General features: G+C 71.0%; 12 protein-coding genes. 5 read left to right on the top strand and 7 right to left on the bottom strand.

Annotation, left to right across the window (positions count from 1 at the left end):
• Positions 1-27 precede the first annotated feature (27 nt).
• Positions 28-1,674, bottom strand: coding sequence for an acyl-CoA carboxylase subunit beta (locus AC07A4_RS02285; RefSeq protein ID WP_478591759.1), 1,647 nt, complete (start codon positions 1,672-1,674; stop codon positions 28-30).
• A gap of 127 nt (positions 1,675-1,801) precedes the next feature.
• Between AC07A4_RS02285 and AC07A4_RS02280 the strand changes: the two genes are divergently transcribed.
• The 5 genes from AC07A4_RS02280 to hutH all read left to right on the top strand — a co-directional run bounded on the left by AC07A4_RS02280 (position 1,802) and on the right by hutH (position 7,940).
• Positions 1,802-2,665: a biotin--[acetyl-CoA-carboxylase] ligase gene (locus AC07A4_RS02280; RefSeq protein ID WP_478591756.1), complete on the top strand. Its 864-nt coding sequence runs from the start codon at positions 1,802-1,804 to the stop codon at positions 2,663-2,665.
• A 236-nt stretch (positions 2,666-2,901) separates the two neighbouring features.
• Positions 2,902-4,041, top strand: coding sequence for an adenylate/guanylate cyclase domain-containing protein (locus tag AC07A4_RS02275; protein WP_478591754.1), 1,140 nt, complete (start codon positions 2,902-2,904; stop codon positions 4,039-4,041).
• Positions 4,042-4,125: 84 nt separating this feature from the next.
• Positions 4,126-4,920, top strand: coding sequence for an enoyl-CoA hydratase/isomerase family protein (locus AC07A4_RS02270; protein WP_478591752.1), 795 nt, complete (start codon positions 4,126-4,128; stop codon positions 4,918-4,920).
• 138 nt (positions 4,921-5,058) lie between these two features.
• Positions 5,059-6,198 (top strand): GGDEF domain-containing protein, encoded by a 1,140-nt coding sequence (locus AC07A4_RS02265; protein WP_478591750.1) that lies wholly within the window; start codon positions 5,059-5,061, stop codon positions 6,196-6,198.
• 194 nt (positions 6,199-6,392) lie between these two features.
• Positions 6,393-7,940, top strand: a complete 1,548-nt coding sequence (gene hutH, locus AC07A4_RS02260; RefSeq protein ID WP_478592857.1) for a histidine ammonia-lyase — start codon at positions 6,393-6,395, stop codon at positions 7,938-7,940.
• 24 nt (positions 7,941-7,964) lie between these two features.
• Here hutH and AC07A4_RS02255 read toward each other — a convergent pair whose 3' ends face one another.
• The 6 genes from AC07A4_RS02255 to AC07A4_RS02230 all read right to left on the bottom strand — a co-directional run bounded on the left by AC07A4_RS02255 (position 7,965) and on the right by AC07A4_RS02230 (position 16,176).
• Positions 7,965-9,428 carry an APC family permease gene (locus tag AC07A4_RS02255; RefSeq protein ID WP_478591747.1) on the bottom strand — a complete coding sequence of 488 codons (1,464 nt, stop codon included), beginning with the start codon at positions 9,426-9,428 and terminating at the stop codon, positions 7,965-7,967.
• A gap of 135 nt (positions 9,429-9,563) precedes the next feature.
• Complete coding sequence (locus tag AC07A4_RS02250; protein WP_478591744.1) at positions 9,564-14,600, bottom strand: glycosyl hydrolase family 18 protein; 5,037 nt, start codon at positions 14,598-14,600, stop codon at positions 9,564-9,566.
• A gap of 146 nt (positions 14,601-14,746) precedes the next feature.
• Positions 14,747-14,935, bottom strand: coding sequence for a DUF397 domain-containing protein (locus AC07A4_RS02245; RefSeq protein WP_478591741.1), 189 nt, complete (start codon positions 14,933-14,935; stop codon positions 14,747-14,749).
• On the bottom strand, positions 14,932-15,120 hold the full coding sequence (locus AC07A4_RS02240) for a DUF397 domain-containing protein (protein ID WP_478591739.1): 189 nt from the start codon (positions 15,118-15,120) through the stop codon (positions 14,932-14,934). Before AC07A4_RS02240 ends, AC07A4_RS02245 begins: the two co-directional genes overlap by 4 nt.
• A complete protein-coding gene (locus AC07A4_RS02235; RefSeq protein WP_478591737.1) occupies positions 15,117-15,314 on the bottom strand; it encodes a DUF397 domain-containing protein in 198 nt (65 codons plus the stop codon). Before AC07A4_RS02235 ends, AC07A4_RS02240 begins: the two co-directional genes overlap by 4 nt.
• Before the next feature lie 10 nt (positions 15,315-15,324).
• Complete coding sequence (locus AC07A4_RS02230) at positions 15,325-16,176, bottom strand: helix-turn-helix domain-containing protein (RefSeq protein ID WP_478591734.1); 852 nt, start codon at positions 16,174-16,176, stop codon at positions 15,325-15,327.
• Positions 16,177-16,236: the final 60 nt, after the last annotated feature.

The raw sequence follows: 16,236 nt of genomic DNA, 5'->3' as shown, positions 1-16,236 counted from the left end.
AACTGCTCCCTTCGGTGGCGCGGGGGACTACAGCGGGATGTTGCCGTGCTTCTTCGGCGGCAGGGACTCCCGCTTCGTGCGCAGCTGGCGCAGCCCGCGCACCAGGTGCGAGCGGGTCTCCGACGGCATGATCACGGCGTCGATGTAGCCGCGCTCGGCGGCCGTGTACGGGTTCAGGAGCGCGTCCTCGTACTCCTGGATGAGCCGCGCCCGCGTCTCCTCCTGCGCGGCCTCGTCCCCGGCCGCCGCGATCGTGCGGCGGTGCAGGATGTTCACCGCGCCCTGCGCGCCCATCACCGCGATCTGCGCCGTCGGCCAGGCCAGGTTGAGATCGGCGCCCAGGTGCTTGGAGCCCATCACGTCATAGGCGCCGCCGAAGGCCTTGCGCGTGATCACCGTGATCAGCGGGACCGTCGCCTCCGCGTACGCGTAGATCAGCTTGGCGCCGCGCCGGATGATGCCGGTGTGCTCCTGCTCGACGCCCGGCAGGAAGCCCGGCACGTCGACGAAGGTGATGACGGGGACGTTGAACGCGTCGCAGGTGCGCACGAACCGCGCCGCCTTTTCACTCGCGTCGATGTCCAGACAGCCCGCGAACTGCATCGGCTGGTTGGCGACGATGCCCACCGGGCGGCCCTCGACGCGGCCGAAGCCGGTGAGGATGTTCGGCGCGAACAGCGGCTGCGTCTCGAAGAAGTCCGCGTCGTCCAGGACGTGCTCGATCACCGTGTGCATGTCGTACGGCTGGTTGGCGCTGTCCGGGACGAGCGCGTCCAGCTCCCGGTCCTCGTCGGTGGCCGCCAGGTCGGCCTCCTCCGGGAACGCCGGCGGCTCGCTCAGGTTGTTCGACGGCAGGTACGAGAGCAGGGACTTGACGTACTCAATGGCGTCCTTCTCGTCGCCCGCCATGTGGTGCGCGACGCCGGAGGTCGCGTTGTGCGTGCGGGCGCCGCCGAGCTCCTCGAAGCCGACGTCCTCACCGGTGACGGTCTTGATGACGTCGGGGCCCGTGATGAACATGTGCGAGGTCTGGTCGACCATCACCGTGAAGTCGGTGATCGCGGGGGAGTACACGGCGCCGCCCGCGCACGGCCCGACGACGAGGCTGATCTGCGGGATCACCCCGGACGCGTGCGTGTTGCGGCGGAAGATCTCGCCGTACATGCCGAGGGCCATGACGCCCTCCTGGATGCGGGCGCCGCCGGAGTCGTTGATGCCGACGACCGGGCAGCCCGTCTTCAGGGCGAAGTCCATGACCTTCACGATCTTCTGCCCGAACACCTCGCCGAGGGCGCCGCCGAAGACGGTGAAGTCCTGCGAGAACACGGCCACCGGGCGGCCGTCGACCGTGCCGTAGCCGGTGACCACGCCGTCCCCGTACGGGCGGTTCTGCTCCAGGCCGAAGTGGGTCGAGCGGTGCCGGGCGAACTCGTCGAGCTCGACGAACGAACCCTCGTCGAGCAGCAGGTCGACGCGCTCGCGCGCCGTCAACTTGCCCTTGGCGTGCTGCTTCTCGACCGCGCGCGCGGAGCCCGCGTGCTTGGCCTCCTCGATGCGGCGCCGCAGGTCCGCCAGCTTTCCCGCGGTGGTGTGGACGTCGGTCCCCGGATCACCCGGTGCGGGCTCCTGCCGGGGCTGCGCGGAGGTCTCGTTGGGCACGTGCGGCTCGGACATCGGGACGCGGCTCCCTGCCTGCTCAGAGGGGACGGTGAGGGCTGACGACGCTGGGCTACTGACTCGTAGCGTATCGGCGTGGATACGCCTGCGCAGTGCGGTGTTTGCCACACCTAGGCTGGCTTGCATGACGCCGTCGAATGACTCAGAAGACCCCGCGGGCCGCTGGAGCGACCTGGACCGCCCGCCCCTGAACGCCGCCGCCCTGCGCCGCGCCCTTGTCCGCGACGGCGGGCTCTACCGCTCCCTCGACGTGGTGCCCGTCACCGGCTCCACCAACACCGACCTCGTCGCGCGCGCCGACGAGCTGCCCGAGGGCACGGTGCTCGTCGCCGAGGAGCAGAGCGCGGCGCGCGGGCGGCTCGACCGCCGCTGGAGCGCTCCCGCGCGCTCGGGCCTGTTCTTCTCCGTCCTGCTGAAGCCCGCCGAGGTGCCCGTCGAGCGCTGGGGGTGGCTGCCGCTGCTCACCGGCGTCGCCGTGGCCACGGGCCTGTCGCGGGCGGCCGGGGTCGACACGGCCCTGAAGTGGCCCAACGACCTGCTCGTCACCGTCGGCGGCGAGGAGCGCAAGGCCGGGGGCATCCTCGCGGAGCGGGCGGGCGCCCAGGGCGTCGTCATCGGCGTCGGCGTCAACGTCAGCCTGCGCGCCGACGAACTCCCCGTGCCGGCGGCGGGCTCCCTCGCCCTCGCGGGCGCGGGCGGCACGGACCGCGATCCGCTGCTTCGGGCGGTGCTGCGGAGCCTGGAGCGGTGGTACGGGGACTGGCGGGGCGCCCTGGGGGATCCGCTGGTGAGTGGGCTCCAGGAGACGTACGCGGCGGGGTGCGCGACGCTTGGGCGGGCCGTGCGGGTGGAGTTGCCCGGGGGGCGGGACCTGCGGGGGGAGGCCGTGGCCGTGGATGGGGACGGGCGGTTGGTGCTCGCCACGGAGTCCGGGGGGCGGGAGCCCGTGGCGGCGGGGGATGTGGTGCATGTGCGGCCGCTGGGCTGAGGCTTCCCTCGCGGGGCGCCCCAGGCCCACCCCTTCCCGCTCCGGGTGCTGGCCGCCCCCGTTCCCCCGCTCACAGACATTGGCGCTTCGCGCCTCGTCCTCAAACGCCGGACGGGCTAAACCACGCCCGGCGATTCGTGGGGCCCTGCCTGGAGTCGGGAGTGAGCTGGGGCACACCTGCCGTAAAGTTGGCGCCGGTCGATATCTGACCGCGGCAGATCGGAAGGGCAACAGGCGTGACCGTCGACGACACCGGCTCCGGCCAGGGCGCACCCCCCGCCCCCGAAGCCGCGGCGCTCGAGAAGCCGGACGACGCCGAGCCCGGCGACGACAAGGACCCCCTCGCCCTCCGCCTCGAACAGCTCATCCTCGGCGCCGACCGGCGCTACACCCCCTTCCAGGCGGCCCGCAGCGCCGGGGTCTCCATGGAGCTCGCCTCGCGGTTCTGGCGGGCCATGGGGTTCCCCGACATCGGGCAGGCCAAGGCGCTCACCGAGGCGGACGTGCTCGCGCTGCGGCGGCTCGCGGGCCTCGTCGAGGCGGGCCTGCTGAGCGAGGCGATGGCCGTGCAGGTGGCGCGGTCGACGGGGCAGACCACCGCCCGGCTCGCCGAGTGGCAGATCGACTCCTTCCTGGAGGGGCTCACCGAGCCGCCGGAGCCGGGCATGACCCGTACGGAAGTCACGTATCCGCTGATCGAGCTGTTGCTGCCGGAGCTGGAGGAGTTCCTCGTCTATGTGTGGCGGCGCCAGCTCGCCGCCGCCACCGGCCGTGTCGTGCAGGCCGCCGACGACGAGGAGATGGTCGACCGGCGGCTCGCCGTCGGCTTCGCCGACCTCGTCGGCTTCACGCGCCTGACCCGGCGCATGGAGGAGGAGGAACTCGGCGAGCTTGTGGAGGCGTTCGAGACGACGGCCGCCGACCTCGTCGCGGCCCTCGGCGGGCGGCTCATCAAGACCCTCGGCGACGAGGTCCTGTTCGCCGCCGACGACGCCGGGACCGCCGCCGAGATCGCGCTGCGCCTCATCGAGACCATGGCCCACGACGAGACCATGCCCGAGCTGCGGGTCGGGATCGCCTTCGGCACGGTCACGACGCGCATGGGCGACGTGTTCGGTACGACGGTGAACCTGGCCAGCCGCCTGACCTCGATAGCGCCCCGCGACGCCGTCCTCGTCGACGGGGCCCTCGCGGAGGAGCTGACCAGGACCGGGGACGCGCCCGCCTCCGAGACGGAGGCCGCGGCCCTCGCCGAGCGCGCCGAGAAGGAGGGCGAGGAGCCGCCCCCGTACCGCTTCGCGCTGCAGCCGATGTGGCAGCGGCCGGTGCGCGGCCTCGGGATCGTCGAGCCCTGGCTGCTCGCGCGCCGGGACTGACCCGCCGCCAGGACGGGTACCCAAGGCGCGGTCCGGCTGACATGATCCCCGGGTAACGGTCGTTAACCGGGAGTTGGAGGGGCCATGGGCGAGCAGCGGTTCGGGGAGTTCGTGGGGGTGCGTCGGCACGGTCACGTGGCGGAGCTCGCGCTTGACCGGCCCAAGGCCATGAACGCGGTGTCCAGCGCCATGGCCCGCGCCCTCACCGAGGCCTGCGACGCCCTCGCCGCGGACCGGGACGTACGGGTCGTCGTGCTCACCTCGACCCACGAGCGGGCCTTCTGCGTCGGCGCCGACCTCAAGGAGCGCAACTCGCTCACCGACGCCGAGCTCGTCCGCCAGCGCCCCGTCACGCGCGCCGCGTACACCGCCGTCCTCGACCTGCCGATGCCCACCATCGCCGCCGTGCACGGCTACGCGCTCGGCGGGGGCTTCGAGATCGCGCTGTCCTGCGACGTCATCGTCGCCGACCCGACGGCCGTGGTCGGCCTTCCCGAGGTCTCGGTGGGCGTGATCCCCGGCGGTGGCGGCACCCAGCTCCTTCCCCGGCGCGTGGGCGCGGCCCGCGCCGCCGAGCTGATCTTCTCGGCCCGCCGTGTGGAGGCCGCCGAGGCCAGGGAGCTCGGCCTCGTCGACCTGCTCGCGGGGGACGGCGAGGACCGCGACGAGGCGCTCGCGCTCGCCGCCCGCATGGCCGCGAACTCGCCCGTCGGCCTGCGTGCCGCCAAGCGCGCCCTGCGCCTCGGCCACGGGCTCGACCTGCGCGCGGGCCTGGAGGTGGAGGACGCGGCCTGGCGCTCGGTGGCGTTCTCGGGGGACCGGGCGGAGGGCGTGGCGGCGTTCAACGAGAAGCGGAAGCCGGAGTGGCCGGGGGAGTAGTGCCCCTGGGCGGTGAGGGCTGAGGGCTGGGGCTGGGGGCTGGGGGGGCTGTCCAGGGTCTGGCCCGGGTCTGGCCTGGGTCTGGCCTGGGTTGGGTCTCGGATCTCCATATGTGTGGAATGTCCGTAACCTAGAGCAATGGCTGAGGACGCTCGACTCCGCGCTGTCGTGGCGCTGGCGCAGGGGATGGCCGCCGCGCACACCCCGCGCGAGTCCTGGCGCGCCGCCGCCCAGGGGGCCCGGCGGGCGCTGGACGGGAGCTTCGCCGCGCTGTCCGTGTGGGAGCGGGAGCGCGGGCGGCTGCGGGTCCTCGCGAACGTGGGGGATCTTGCCGAGGGGGAGCGGGAGTTCCCCGAAGACGAGGCGTACCCCGTCCACCAGTTCCCGGAGATCACCGAGTTCCTGCACGAGCGGTGGGCCGGCGGCGGCGAGCCGCACGCCTGGGTGGAGACCTCCCAGGGCCCCGGCGACGGCCACCCGGGCTACTGCCACCAGCGGGTCGCCGCGCTGCGCAGGCGCGGGCGCGGCGCCTGCGTGGTGGCCCCGGTCGTGCTGCGCGGGCGGGCCTGGGGCGAGCTGTACGTGGCCCGGCCGGTGGGCGAGCCCGTCTTCGACCGGGCCGACGCGGACTTCGCCACCGTGCTCGCGGCCGTCGTCGCCGCCGGGATCGCCCAGACCGAGCGCCTGGAGGAGGCCCGCCGCCTGGCCTTCACCGACTCCCTGACCGGCCTCGCCAACCGGCGGGCCGTCGACGTGCGCCTGGACGAGGCCGTGGAGCTGCACCGGGACGAGGGCGTGGTGGTGAGCCTCGTCGTCTGCGACGTGAACGGCCTCAAGCAGGTCAACGACCGCCTCGGGCACGCGGTCGGCGACCGGCTCCTGGAGCGGATCGGCTCGCTCCTCTCGCTGTGCGGGGCGATGCTGCCCGGCGCGCTCGCGGCGCGGCTCGGCGGCGATGAGTTCTGTCTGCTCTCGGTCGGCCCCTCGTCCGACGAGGTGGTGCGGGTCGCCGGTGAACTGTGCGTACGGGCCGCCGAGGTGGAGCTGGGGGACGGGGTGGCGTGCGGGGTGGCCTCCACGGGGGACGCGATCGGGGTGGTGCGGTCGGGGCGGCGGCTGTTCCGGCTCGCGGATGCCGCGCAGTATCGGGCCAAGGCCGCGCGGGCCGTGAAGCCGGTGGTGGCGGGGCGCGGGGGCGCGGATGATCCGGTGGTTCGGCTCGCCGATGAGGTGGGTGACCCTGCTCGGGGGGAGCGGCGGCGGTTCCGGGGGCGGTAGGCCCTCGCGGGGCGCCCCAGGCCCGCCCCTTCCCGAACCGGGGGCTGCCGCCCCCGGGCCCCCGCCCCACAAGCATTGGCGCTTCGCGCCTCGTCCTCAAACGCCGGACGGGCTGGAACCTGCGGACGGGCTGGATCGCCCCGGAAGAGGCAGTGACAGGGGGAGTTTCAGTGCGTACGCTCCTGAATATGGATATGCAGACCGTGGTCGTAGGGACGTCCGGCACCACCGCCGCGGACGTCGTCGCCGTCGCCCGTCACGACGCCCGCATCGAGATCGGTGACGACGCCGTCGTCGCCCTCACGTCGGCGCGGGAGATCGTCGACGCGCTCGCCGCCAAACCCGACCCGGTGTACGGCGTCTCCACGGGCTTCGGCGCCCTCGCCACCCGGCACATCGGCCCGGACCTGCGCGCCCAGCTCCAGCGCAACATCGTGCGCTCGCACGCGGCGGGCATGGGCCCGCGCGTGGAGCGCGAGGTCGTCAGGGCCCTGATGTTCCTGCGGCTCAAGACCGTCTGCTCCGGGCACACGGGGGTGCGCCCCGGCGTCGCGCAGACCATGGCCGACGTGCTCAACGCGGGCATCACCCCGGTCGTCCACGAGTACGGCTCGCTCGGCTGCTCCGGCGACCTGGCGCCGCTCAGCCACTGCGCCCTGACCCTGATGGGGGAGGGCGAGGCCGAGGGCCCCGACGGGCGGCTGCGGCCCGCCGGTGAGCTGCTCGCCGAGCACGGCATCACCCCGGTCGAGCTGCGCGAGAAGGAGGGGCTCGCGCTCCTGAACGGCACCGACGGCATGCTCGGCATGCTGGTCATGGCCCTCGCCGACCTGGACGTGCTCTATAAGTCCGCCGACGTCACCGCCGCCCTCAGCCTGGAGGCCCTGCTCGGCACGGACAAGGTCCTCGCCCCCGAGCTGCACGCCATCCGCCCGCACCCGGGCCAGGCGGCCGCCGCCGCCAACATGCTGGCGGTGCTCGCCGGTTCGGGCCTGACGGGACATCATCAGGACGACGCGCCGCGGGTGCAGGACGCCTACTCCGTGCGCTGCGCCCCGCAGGTCGCGGGCGCGGGCCGGGACACGGTCGCGCACGCCCGCACCGTCGCCGAGCGCGAGCTCGCCGCCGCCGTCGACAACCCGGTGGTGCTCCCCGACGGGCGCGTGGAGTCCAACGGCAACTTCCACGGCGCGCCCGTCGCGTACGTGCTTGACTTCCTCGCGATCGCCGCCGCCGACCTCGGGTCGATCGCGGAGCGCCGTACCGACCGCCTCCTCGACAAGAACCGCAGCCACGGCCTGCCGCCCTTCCTCGCCGACGACGCCGGTGTCGACTCGGGCCTGATGATCGCCCAGTACACGCAGGCCGCGCTGGTGAGCGAGATGAAGCGCCTCGCCGTGCCCGCCTCCGCCGACTCCATCCCCTCCTCCGCCATGCAGGAGGACCACGTCTCCATGGGCTGGTCGGCGGCGCGCAAGCTGCGCACGGCCGTCGACAACCTCGCCCGGATCATCGCCATCGAGCTGTACGCGGCCACGCGCGGCGTCGAGCTGCGGGCCGCGGACCCGGCGCTGACCCCGGCCCCCGCGAGCCGCGCCGTCATCGACGCCGTGCGCGCGGCGGGCGTCCAGGGCGCGGGCCCCGACCGCTATCTGGCGCCCGACCTCGCCGCTGCCGAGGCGTTCGTGCGCGGCGGCGGCGTCCTCGCGGCCGTGGAGCCCCTGACCGGACCGCTGGCCTGAGTCCCAGGCGGGGGCCGGTGCCGATCAGGATCTCGGCGCCGGCCCCCGCTGCGGGCCCTCGTCGGCCGCCCCGGCCGCCCCTCCCGTCAGGAAGTCCTCGCTGACCTCCTTCGGCCCGAACGGCCACACCTTCTCGCGGCGCGCCCACACTGCGAACGCCACGCAGCCGAGCGCGACCCACGCCAGGGACCACTCGATGGGGTGGCGGCCCGGGGAGTTCTCGTCGGCGTACCCGTAGATGACGAGCCAGCCCGCGAGGGCGACGAAGCTCGGCAGCGGGTACAGCCACATGCGGTAGGGGCGGCGCAGCCCCGGCTGGCGGCGGCGCAGCACGGTCAGGGCGAGGATCTGGGCGAGGGCCTGCACCAGGACCATCACGGCCGTCAGGAGCTGGATCAGGGTCGCGAGGTCGGTGTGGCGGCCCAGCAGGAAGCCCGCCGACGTCACCACGCCCATCGTCGCCAGGCCGAGTACGGGGAAGCGGTGCTTGGCGTGCAGCTTCGCGTACGGCCGGAAGAACACCCGCTCGCGGGCCGCGTCGAAGGGCACGCGGGAGCCGCCGAGCAGTCCCGCGAAGACGGAGGCGAAGGCGGTGATGAGGATCAGCACGGTCACGGTGTCCGCCGCGCCCTTGCCCCACGTCTCCTCAAGGACCGCCGACGCGACGGACGTCGACGCCACGTCGTCCGGGTCCGTCATCCGGTGCCAGTCGATGACGCCGAGCGTGCCGATCTGGAGGAGGAGGTAGATCGTCATGATGCCGAGGATGGAGAAGACGATCGCACGGGGCAGGGCCCGGCCCGGGTCCTTGATCTCGGCGCCCAGGTACGCGGCCGTGTTGTAGCCGAGGTAGTCGTAGATGCCGATGGTCAGGCCGCCCGCGAAGCCGATCCAGAAGCTGTTGCTCGTCACCTCGAACGCGTCGGACGGGTACGTGAACGCCATGTCGGCGTCGAAGTGCGTGAGCGAGGCGACGATCACGCAGCCGACGGAGAGGATCATCACGACCCACATCACCGCGGTGATCCGCGCGATGTGCTCGATGCCCCGCCACAGCAGCGCGATCACGACCGCGATCACGCCGAGGCCGATCAGATCGCCCGTCGTCTGGCTCATGTCCGGCACCAGATAGCCCAGGTACTGCACGAAGCCGACGATCCCGGTCGACATGCCGACCGGGATGAACAGCATCGCCGTCCAGACGAAGAGGAACGGCATCAGCCGCCCTGTGCGGTACTGGAAGGCCTGGCGCAGATAGACGTAACTGCCGCCGGAGCCCGGCATCGCGGCGCTCAGCTCCGCCCAGACAAGACCGTCGGCGAGCGCGAGCAGCGCGCCCGCGACGAACCCGGTGACGGCCTGCGGCCCGCCGAACGCCGCGACCATCAGCGGGATCGTCACGAAAGGTCCGATGCCGCACATCTGGCTCATGTTGATGGCGGTGGCCTGGAAGGGACCGATCCGGCGTGCGAAACCCTTCTCTGGCATGGGCTCTTGCATGGGGAGCCTCCTGGGCGCGGCGGTCGGGTCAAGCCGATCGACAACGGTACGGTCGATCGCCGCCGCGCCCAAGAGGTCGGACGTCATGGGGAGTTGGATCTCTATTGGATCTCTAGTGGATGGCTAGTCGTTGGGGCTGATGTCCCTCCACACGGGCTTCACGCCCGGCTCGTCGCCCTTGTTGGCCCACCACTGGGCGAGCCAGCGGCCGCCCTTGTGGGTGACGACGTCCCCCTTGTTGTAGTGGTCGGCGTCCCGGTCCCAGTCCGGCGCCGCGCACGGGGCCGAGGCGTCGGGCGGGTCGACGGTGTGGGTGCCCTGGCGCTTGTCGCCGGTGACGCCGAAGGTCTCGCCCTCGCTGGTCAGGGTGACGTTCGCCGGTCCGGTCGCGGGCAGGAAGTACTTCACCGGCACGTCCATGCTGCGGCCCGCGGGGATCTCCTGACAGGCCTCCAGGGTGATGCTGACCCGGTGGAACTCCCCCTTCAGGCCACCGGCGTTGGGCCCGGAGTGGCCGGGCTCGATCTCCTCGTACGCCTGCCAGTTGCCGTCCTTGACGACGGGCGGCGCGGACGTCGGCAGGTCGAAGGAGACCTTCACGCCCCCGGGGATGGCCTTGTCGCTGTTGTTGGTGATGCGCAGCTTGGGCTGGAGCGGCCACAGGTCCTCGGTCGGGTAGTCCGCGAACTCGACGTCCACGTCAAGGACTTGATCGGGCAGTTCCGTCTTCCCGGCCCGCTTGGCGCCGTACGGGCCGGCGTCGCGCAGGGACTCGTCGAGCTTCTTGGTGAGGGTGTAGCCCGGCACGCACTGGTCGGAGGCGTCCTCCGGGCACGCGTAGTCCCCGGCCAGCTCCCAGATCATCGCGCCGCCCGCGCCCTTGTCCTTGATGTAGTCGGCCTTGGCGGCGATGTCCTGTTCGTCCTGCGTGGTCAGGTACACCTTCTTGTCGTCGTTCCACAGCCAGGACGCCTTGAGGGTGTCGTCCCAGTGGCGGGTGTAGCCGTCGACGCGGCTGCCGGGGGCGTGGGGGTCTACGCCGTACTGCCCCAAGTAGCCCCCGCTGACCCCACGTTCGAGGTTCTTGGCGTGCCACATCGGGTTGGACCCGGCGGCCAGCGCGTCGCCCGCCGCGTTCTCGTCGTGCCAGATGTTGTCGACGCCGTCGGCTCCGGCGCCGCACGGCGTCTTGGAGACGTCCGGACCCGTGCCCTCCGGGCAGTCCTTCTGGTCGGGCAGCTCGGAGGTGCCCCAGAGCCCGTCGCCGGTGCCGCCCTTCACGTGCTTCCAGCCGCGCGTGTAGTACGGCACGCCCAGGTTGATCCGCCCGGACGTCATGGCGCCCCGCAGGTAGTGGTAGGACCAGTCCGTGTTGAAGTAGCCCACCTGCTGGTACTCCGGGTTCTTCTCCTTGTCGTAGATACCGGCGGCGGCCAGCTCGCCGTCCTTGCCGTCGTCGTACAGCGGGGCCTGCGGCCCAACGAAGTTGTTCCACGATCCATGGAAGTCGTACGTCATGGAGTTGACGAAGTCCAGGTACTGCAGCGCGCGGAAGTCCTGCTGGCCGCGCAGCAGATAGCCGGACGCGGAGGCGGCGGCGGTCAGTTGGTAGTACGTCCCGTCCTTCTCGGACGCCGCGTCGAGCTTTTCGCGCAGGGTCTTCATCAGGGCGGTGTTGCCCGCGTTGAGACCCTTGCGGCGGGCGTTGGCGATCGGCCAGTCCTCCGGGTTCCCCGCGTCCTTCAGCGACGTCGGGTACTCATAGTCAATGTCCGCGCCGTCGAACCCGTACGTCCGCAGGAAGTCCACGACGGAGTCGGCGAAGGTGTCGATGGCGGGCTGGTTGACGCTGCCGTCGTCGTTGTTGGTGAGGGTGTAGAGCCCGCCGGTCTTCTCACGCGAGCCGTCGGGGTTGAGTATTCCGCCGGTCTCGGCCCACCCGCCGATGGAGATCAGCGTCTTCACGCGCGGGTGCTTCTTCTTGTACTTGTTGAGGAGGTTGAAGTTCCCCTTGTACGGGAGCGAGTCGTCCATCTCCGCGCCGGGGACGTCCGGCCAGGTCATGCCCGTCGCCGGGTTGTCGGGGTCGTTCGTGTCGCCGACGGAGATCCGGTTGTTCTTGCTGACGTGCGCGAACGCGTAGTTGATGTGGCTGACCTGCCCCCAGGGGATGCTGTTGGGCAGATACATCGGCTGCCCGTTCTTGCCGGTGCGCCAGCCGGTGAAGTACCCGACGACGCGCCGCGGGTGCCGCTCACCCATCAGCTCGCGGCCCTTGTCGTCGTAGATCCGGCAGTAGGGGGTGTTGACGTCCTTGGTGGCGGTCATGCCGTCGGGGCGGCACTTGGGCTGGTCGCCGGGGTCGGTGGAGAAGGGGGCGGGGCGGTGGGGCTCGGGGTCGGCGGCGGGGGTGGGGCCGGTGCGCAGGGTGCGGCGGCCGGATGTCGCACCTTCGCCGGAGAAGATCGAGCCCTTCAGGGACGACCACATCTCCGTGATGGGCACCGGGCCCACCTCGATCTCGCTCTTGGCCAGGTCCTCGTCGAGGTACAGGCGCAGGGCGCGGGGGCCGTCGACCAGGTAGACCTGGGACCCGTTCGGCTCCGGGGCGAACGCGACCTTCTGCATGGCCGTGTCGATGCCGCCCTCGAAGCCGGTGCCCTTGAGGACGGGCAGGCCCTCGGAGATGTCCCGGGGCTCCATCACCCACTTGTCGCCGTTGCCGTCGATGTCCAGCTTGAAGACGGCCATCTGGTCGTCCTTGAACAGCATGATCCGGTCGTCGCCGATCCCCATCGCCGCGTCCACGCCTCTGGCGAACGGCGTGCCCTCGAAGAGCTGGAAGCCGGTGGTGATGGGCAGCGGGCCCTTGGCCAGCGAGTCGTCGGTGCCGTTCAGCGGGATCTCGACGCGGACGTACTGGCCGCCACGGAAGAGGATGAGCTGGCGCTTGCCGTACTTCTCCGCCTCGACGGCCGCGTCGAATCCGTTGACGAACGGGGTGCCGCGCAGGCTGGACCACTCCGAGGAGATGTCCTTCACCTGGCCGAGCGGTTCGTCGGCGCCCTCCTCGAAGCGGGCGTAGCGGCCGCCGCGGAAGAGGTACTGATTCGGGGGGCCGCTGTCGGCGGTGCGGACGGCGGCCTCGATGGCCGGGTCGCCGGACACGTCGACGTCACCGGGCTTGGTGCCGCGCTCGCCCCGGCAGGAGTACTCCCAGGGGGCGGTGTTGCCGTTCGCCTCCGAGGCGAACTTGTTCAGGCAGGCGCTCAGCGCCCGCTGCCCGTAGGCGTTGGGGTGGATCGACTCCTCTTTGTTGCCCTGACCGCTGAAGCCGGGCCAGAAGCGGACCCACTCGGCCTTCTCGGCGGCGACGGGGTCACTCAGCGTGTTGCTGGAACTCGCCTGCTCGGTCGAGTCGGCGCACAGCTCGTGCCCGGCGAACGCGTCCTGGAGGTCGAGGAACGAAGCGCCCCTGTCGCGCGCGACCGAGCGCAGCATCTCGCTGATCCTCGGGATGACGGAGCGGTGAGCCCAGTCCAAGTCGTCGTCCAGGAAAGGGCAGCCGCCGCTTTGATGGCGGCGCACGTCCTGGCCGTAGCGGTTGTCGCCACTCATCGGAAGGGGGTTCGGGTAGGACTGGAGGACCAACCGGTAGGCATCGGGGGCGTATCCGGCCTGGTCCATCGTCGACCGGATCGCGTCGATCGCGTCGGCCACCTTGGTGCGGGTCTGCGTCAGTCCCGTGTCGAACTTCTCCTGCTGGGTCTTGGAGCACTTGCGCCAGCGGACGGGCGGGTCGAGATCCGTCATGCCGTCGAAGTACGCCTCGGCGCAGTCCGTGAGGATGTCCGAGAAGCCCAGGTCGTTGCCGCCGATCGACAGCACGACCGTGCCCAGGTCGTAGTCGTCCGCGATCTCCGCCAACTGTTCCGTCTGCGGCGGTTCTTCCTTGAAGCGTTCACTGATGACGTGCTTCGTCTCGGCGCCGGAACACGCGATGTTGAAGCGCTGCGCCGACGGCACCCCGCCGAGGCCCGCGCCCTTGATCTCCGCGACGTCCGAGCGGTGACAGGCGTCGCTGCCGTCGGTGTTCTTCTCGTACACCCGCGTGCCGTCGGCCGTCCGGTCGGTTCCCCAGACGTCCCCCGACGAGCCGGTGTTGGCGTTGCCCTGCCAGCGGCCGCCCTCTCCGGAGATGTAGCTGTCACCCATCGACACGCTGGCGTTGGTGCATCCCGGTTCGTCGGCGCGCGCGGCCCTCGCATTGCCGGTGAGGCATTCCTTGATCTTGCTGACGTCCTCGGTCATCGTGACGGAGGGGTCGTGGAACGCCACCGAGTAGTGGTCGGAGCCGACGTTGGGCTTGCTGTTCAGGCGGGTGGCCTTGTACGTCGCCGGGGTCCCGTTGGCTATGAGGTAGTCGAGCTCTCTCTTCCCCCGGGTGGGCTTCCCGGACTTGACGACGCTGGCGCCGTCTGCGGCGACGGCCGCCTCAAGGGTGGGGGGTTCGCGGTTGAAGTCCCCGAGGATGGCCCAGTCGTCGCGGTTCTCGCTCCTGTTGTAGTCGCGGAGGGTGGTGTAGATCCCCCTGGCATTGTTCGTATCGCCGCCGGCGACGCCGTTGGTGGCGTGGACCGAGTAGTACCAGATGTCACCCCGCTTGACGCCGAGCGCCGGAAACGGATGGCTCTCCTTGCGGGGGACGCGTCCCTCGCTCTTCGGCATCTCCACCACGTCGACGTCGTCCTCGTCGATCGCGGTGTCACTGACGAAGGCGACGCCTCGGTTCATCGTGCTCCAAGGCTTGCCCTTGGACGCGACACGCAGGACGTAGTACGTGCGCCTGCTGCCGCCCTCGTCCACTTCCCACTTTGAGCGGTCCACGGTGCGGGCGCCGCGTGTGAGGGCGTCCTGCTCCGTTCCCGGGAGGTTCCTCGGAAGCTGTTCCGAATCCAGGTCGGCCCTGTCGCGGATCTCCTGCAAGGCCATGAGGTGGATGCCCTTTTCGCGCATCATCATCGGCACGGCGAGGGGGAGTCTGTTCTTCTTGTTGCCCGTGTTCCAGGTCGCGACCGTCGTGTCGGCCACGGCGGCGGACGCGGGCTGCGCGGCCCAGACGAGGGCCGGGAGCAGCCCGGCGATCAGCGCCAGGGCCAACGCGCCCACGATCGGGGCGCGGCGTCTTCTCGCCCCGGCGGCGTGGGGCTGTCGGGGTGGTACGGAGGGCGGCATGATTCCTTCTCAGGGCATGGGGGTGGGCATCTTGGCCGCTGAGAAGGTATGGGGTGGTAGTCAATAGGCGATCAACGGGCGTTGAACGGGTCCGCGCGCTGGTGGAGGGCGGCTATGAGGGCGCGGAACTGGCGGGGGCCGGTGGTGAGGGTGGCGGTGGGGGTGTCGCTTTCGCGGAGGTGGATGGTTCCGTCGGGGGATGCGGCGACGTAGACGCAGTTCGAGGCATCCGGGCTGAACGTGGATTTCTGCCAGTTCACGCGGCCATCCCGAGGTGCGGGTTGCGGCGCAGTGCCGATATCAGGGCCCGGAGTTGGGGGCGGCCGGTAGTGAGGGTGACGTGAGGGGTGTCGCTCTCGCGGAGGCGAAGGGTGCCGTCGGGAGTGACGGCGACGTTCACGCAGGCGCTGGCTTCCTGGCAGTACGAGGACTTCTGCCAGTTCATGATGCCTTTTGGGGGCGTGAGGTGCGGCGGAGTGTCTCTATGAGGGCGCGGAGCTGGTGGGGGCCGGTGGTGAGGATGGTGGTGGGGTCGTCGCTTTCGCGGAGGTGGATGTTGCCATTGGGGGCTGCGGCCACGTAGACGCAGTTGGCGGCCTGGCCGCTGTACGTGGACTTCTGCCACTGGATTTCGGGCACGGGTAGCTCCTCACAGGTCCTGGGCGATGCGGTGGATGAGCGCACGGGATGATTCTTCGGAAAGAGTCTGAGACTCCAGGCGGTCTAGTACGGAGCGATAGAGCTCCAACTGTGCCTCTGCATCCAGGAATTCACACCCATGGTCGGTGTCCAATGCCACGGTGTCGAGGCGTGGAACCGGCCCCACGGCGTAGGTGATGGGCTGGCCCGAGGTCGGAAACCTGGCCTCGCCGAACGGGATCACCAACAGAGTGATCGTATCCATGTCGCTCATCTCCAGCAGATGCATGAGCTGTTCGCGGGCGACATCCGGCCCTCCGTAGCCCATGCGCAGCGCTGCTTCGTGGACGACAGCCGTGTACTGCGTCGGGGTGCCCTCGAAGAGTACGGCTTGCCGTTTCACGCGAAACGAGACGTGGTGCTCGATCTCGTACGGGCGACGGGGCGGCATGGATTCGCGGATCGCGGCGCGCGAGTGGTCCAGGGTCTGGAGCAGCCCTGGAATGTGAACGGTGACTGCCACGCGCAGCTCATGCGCGTGGTGCTCCAGTTCGGCCAGGTCCAGCAGCGTGGTGGGGAGGATGTCGCGGTACTCCTCCCACCAGCCTCGCTTACGACCGCCCGTCATCGCGGTGAGCGCGTCGATGTACGGGTCGTCGGCGCACTGGTAGTTGCGCGCCAGCGTGCGCACGCGGTCGGCGCCAACGGCGTAGCGACCCGCCTCGATATTGCTGATACGGGCCTGCGGGCCGCCGAGGAGGCCCGCAGCGGCGGTCGAGGTGAGACCGGCCCGCTCGCGGAGCTTGCGCAGCTCGGCGCCGAGTCGTTGCTGCCGCAGGGTGACGAAGTTGTTGGCTGGCATCGGCCATCACCTTCCGTGGAACGTACCGGAGTTGTCACCCACACGGGTGAGAATGGAAGC

This window comes from Streptomyces sp. NPDC043996, from assembly GCF_056435225.1.
The sequence above is the reverse complement of the archived record's forward strand: the minus strand, read 5'-3'. Positions and strand labels throughout refer to the sequence as shown.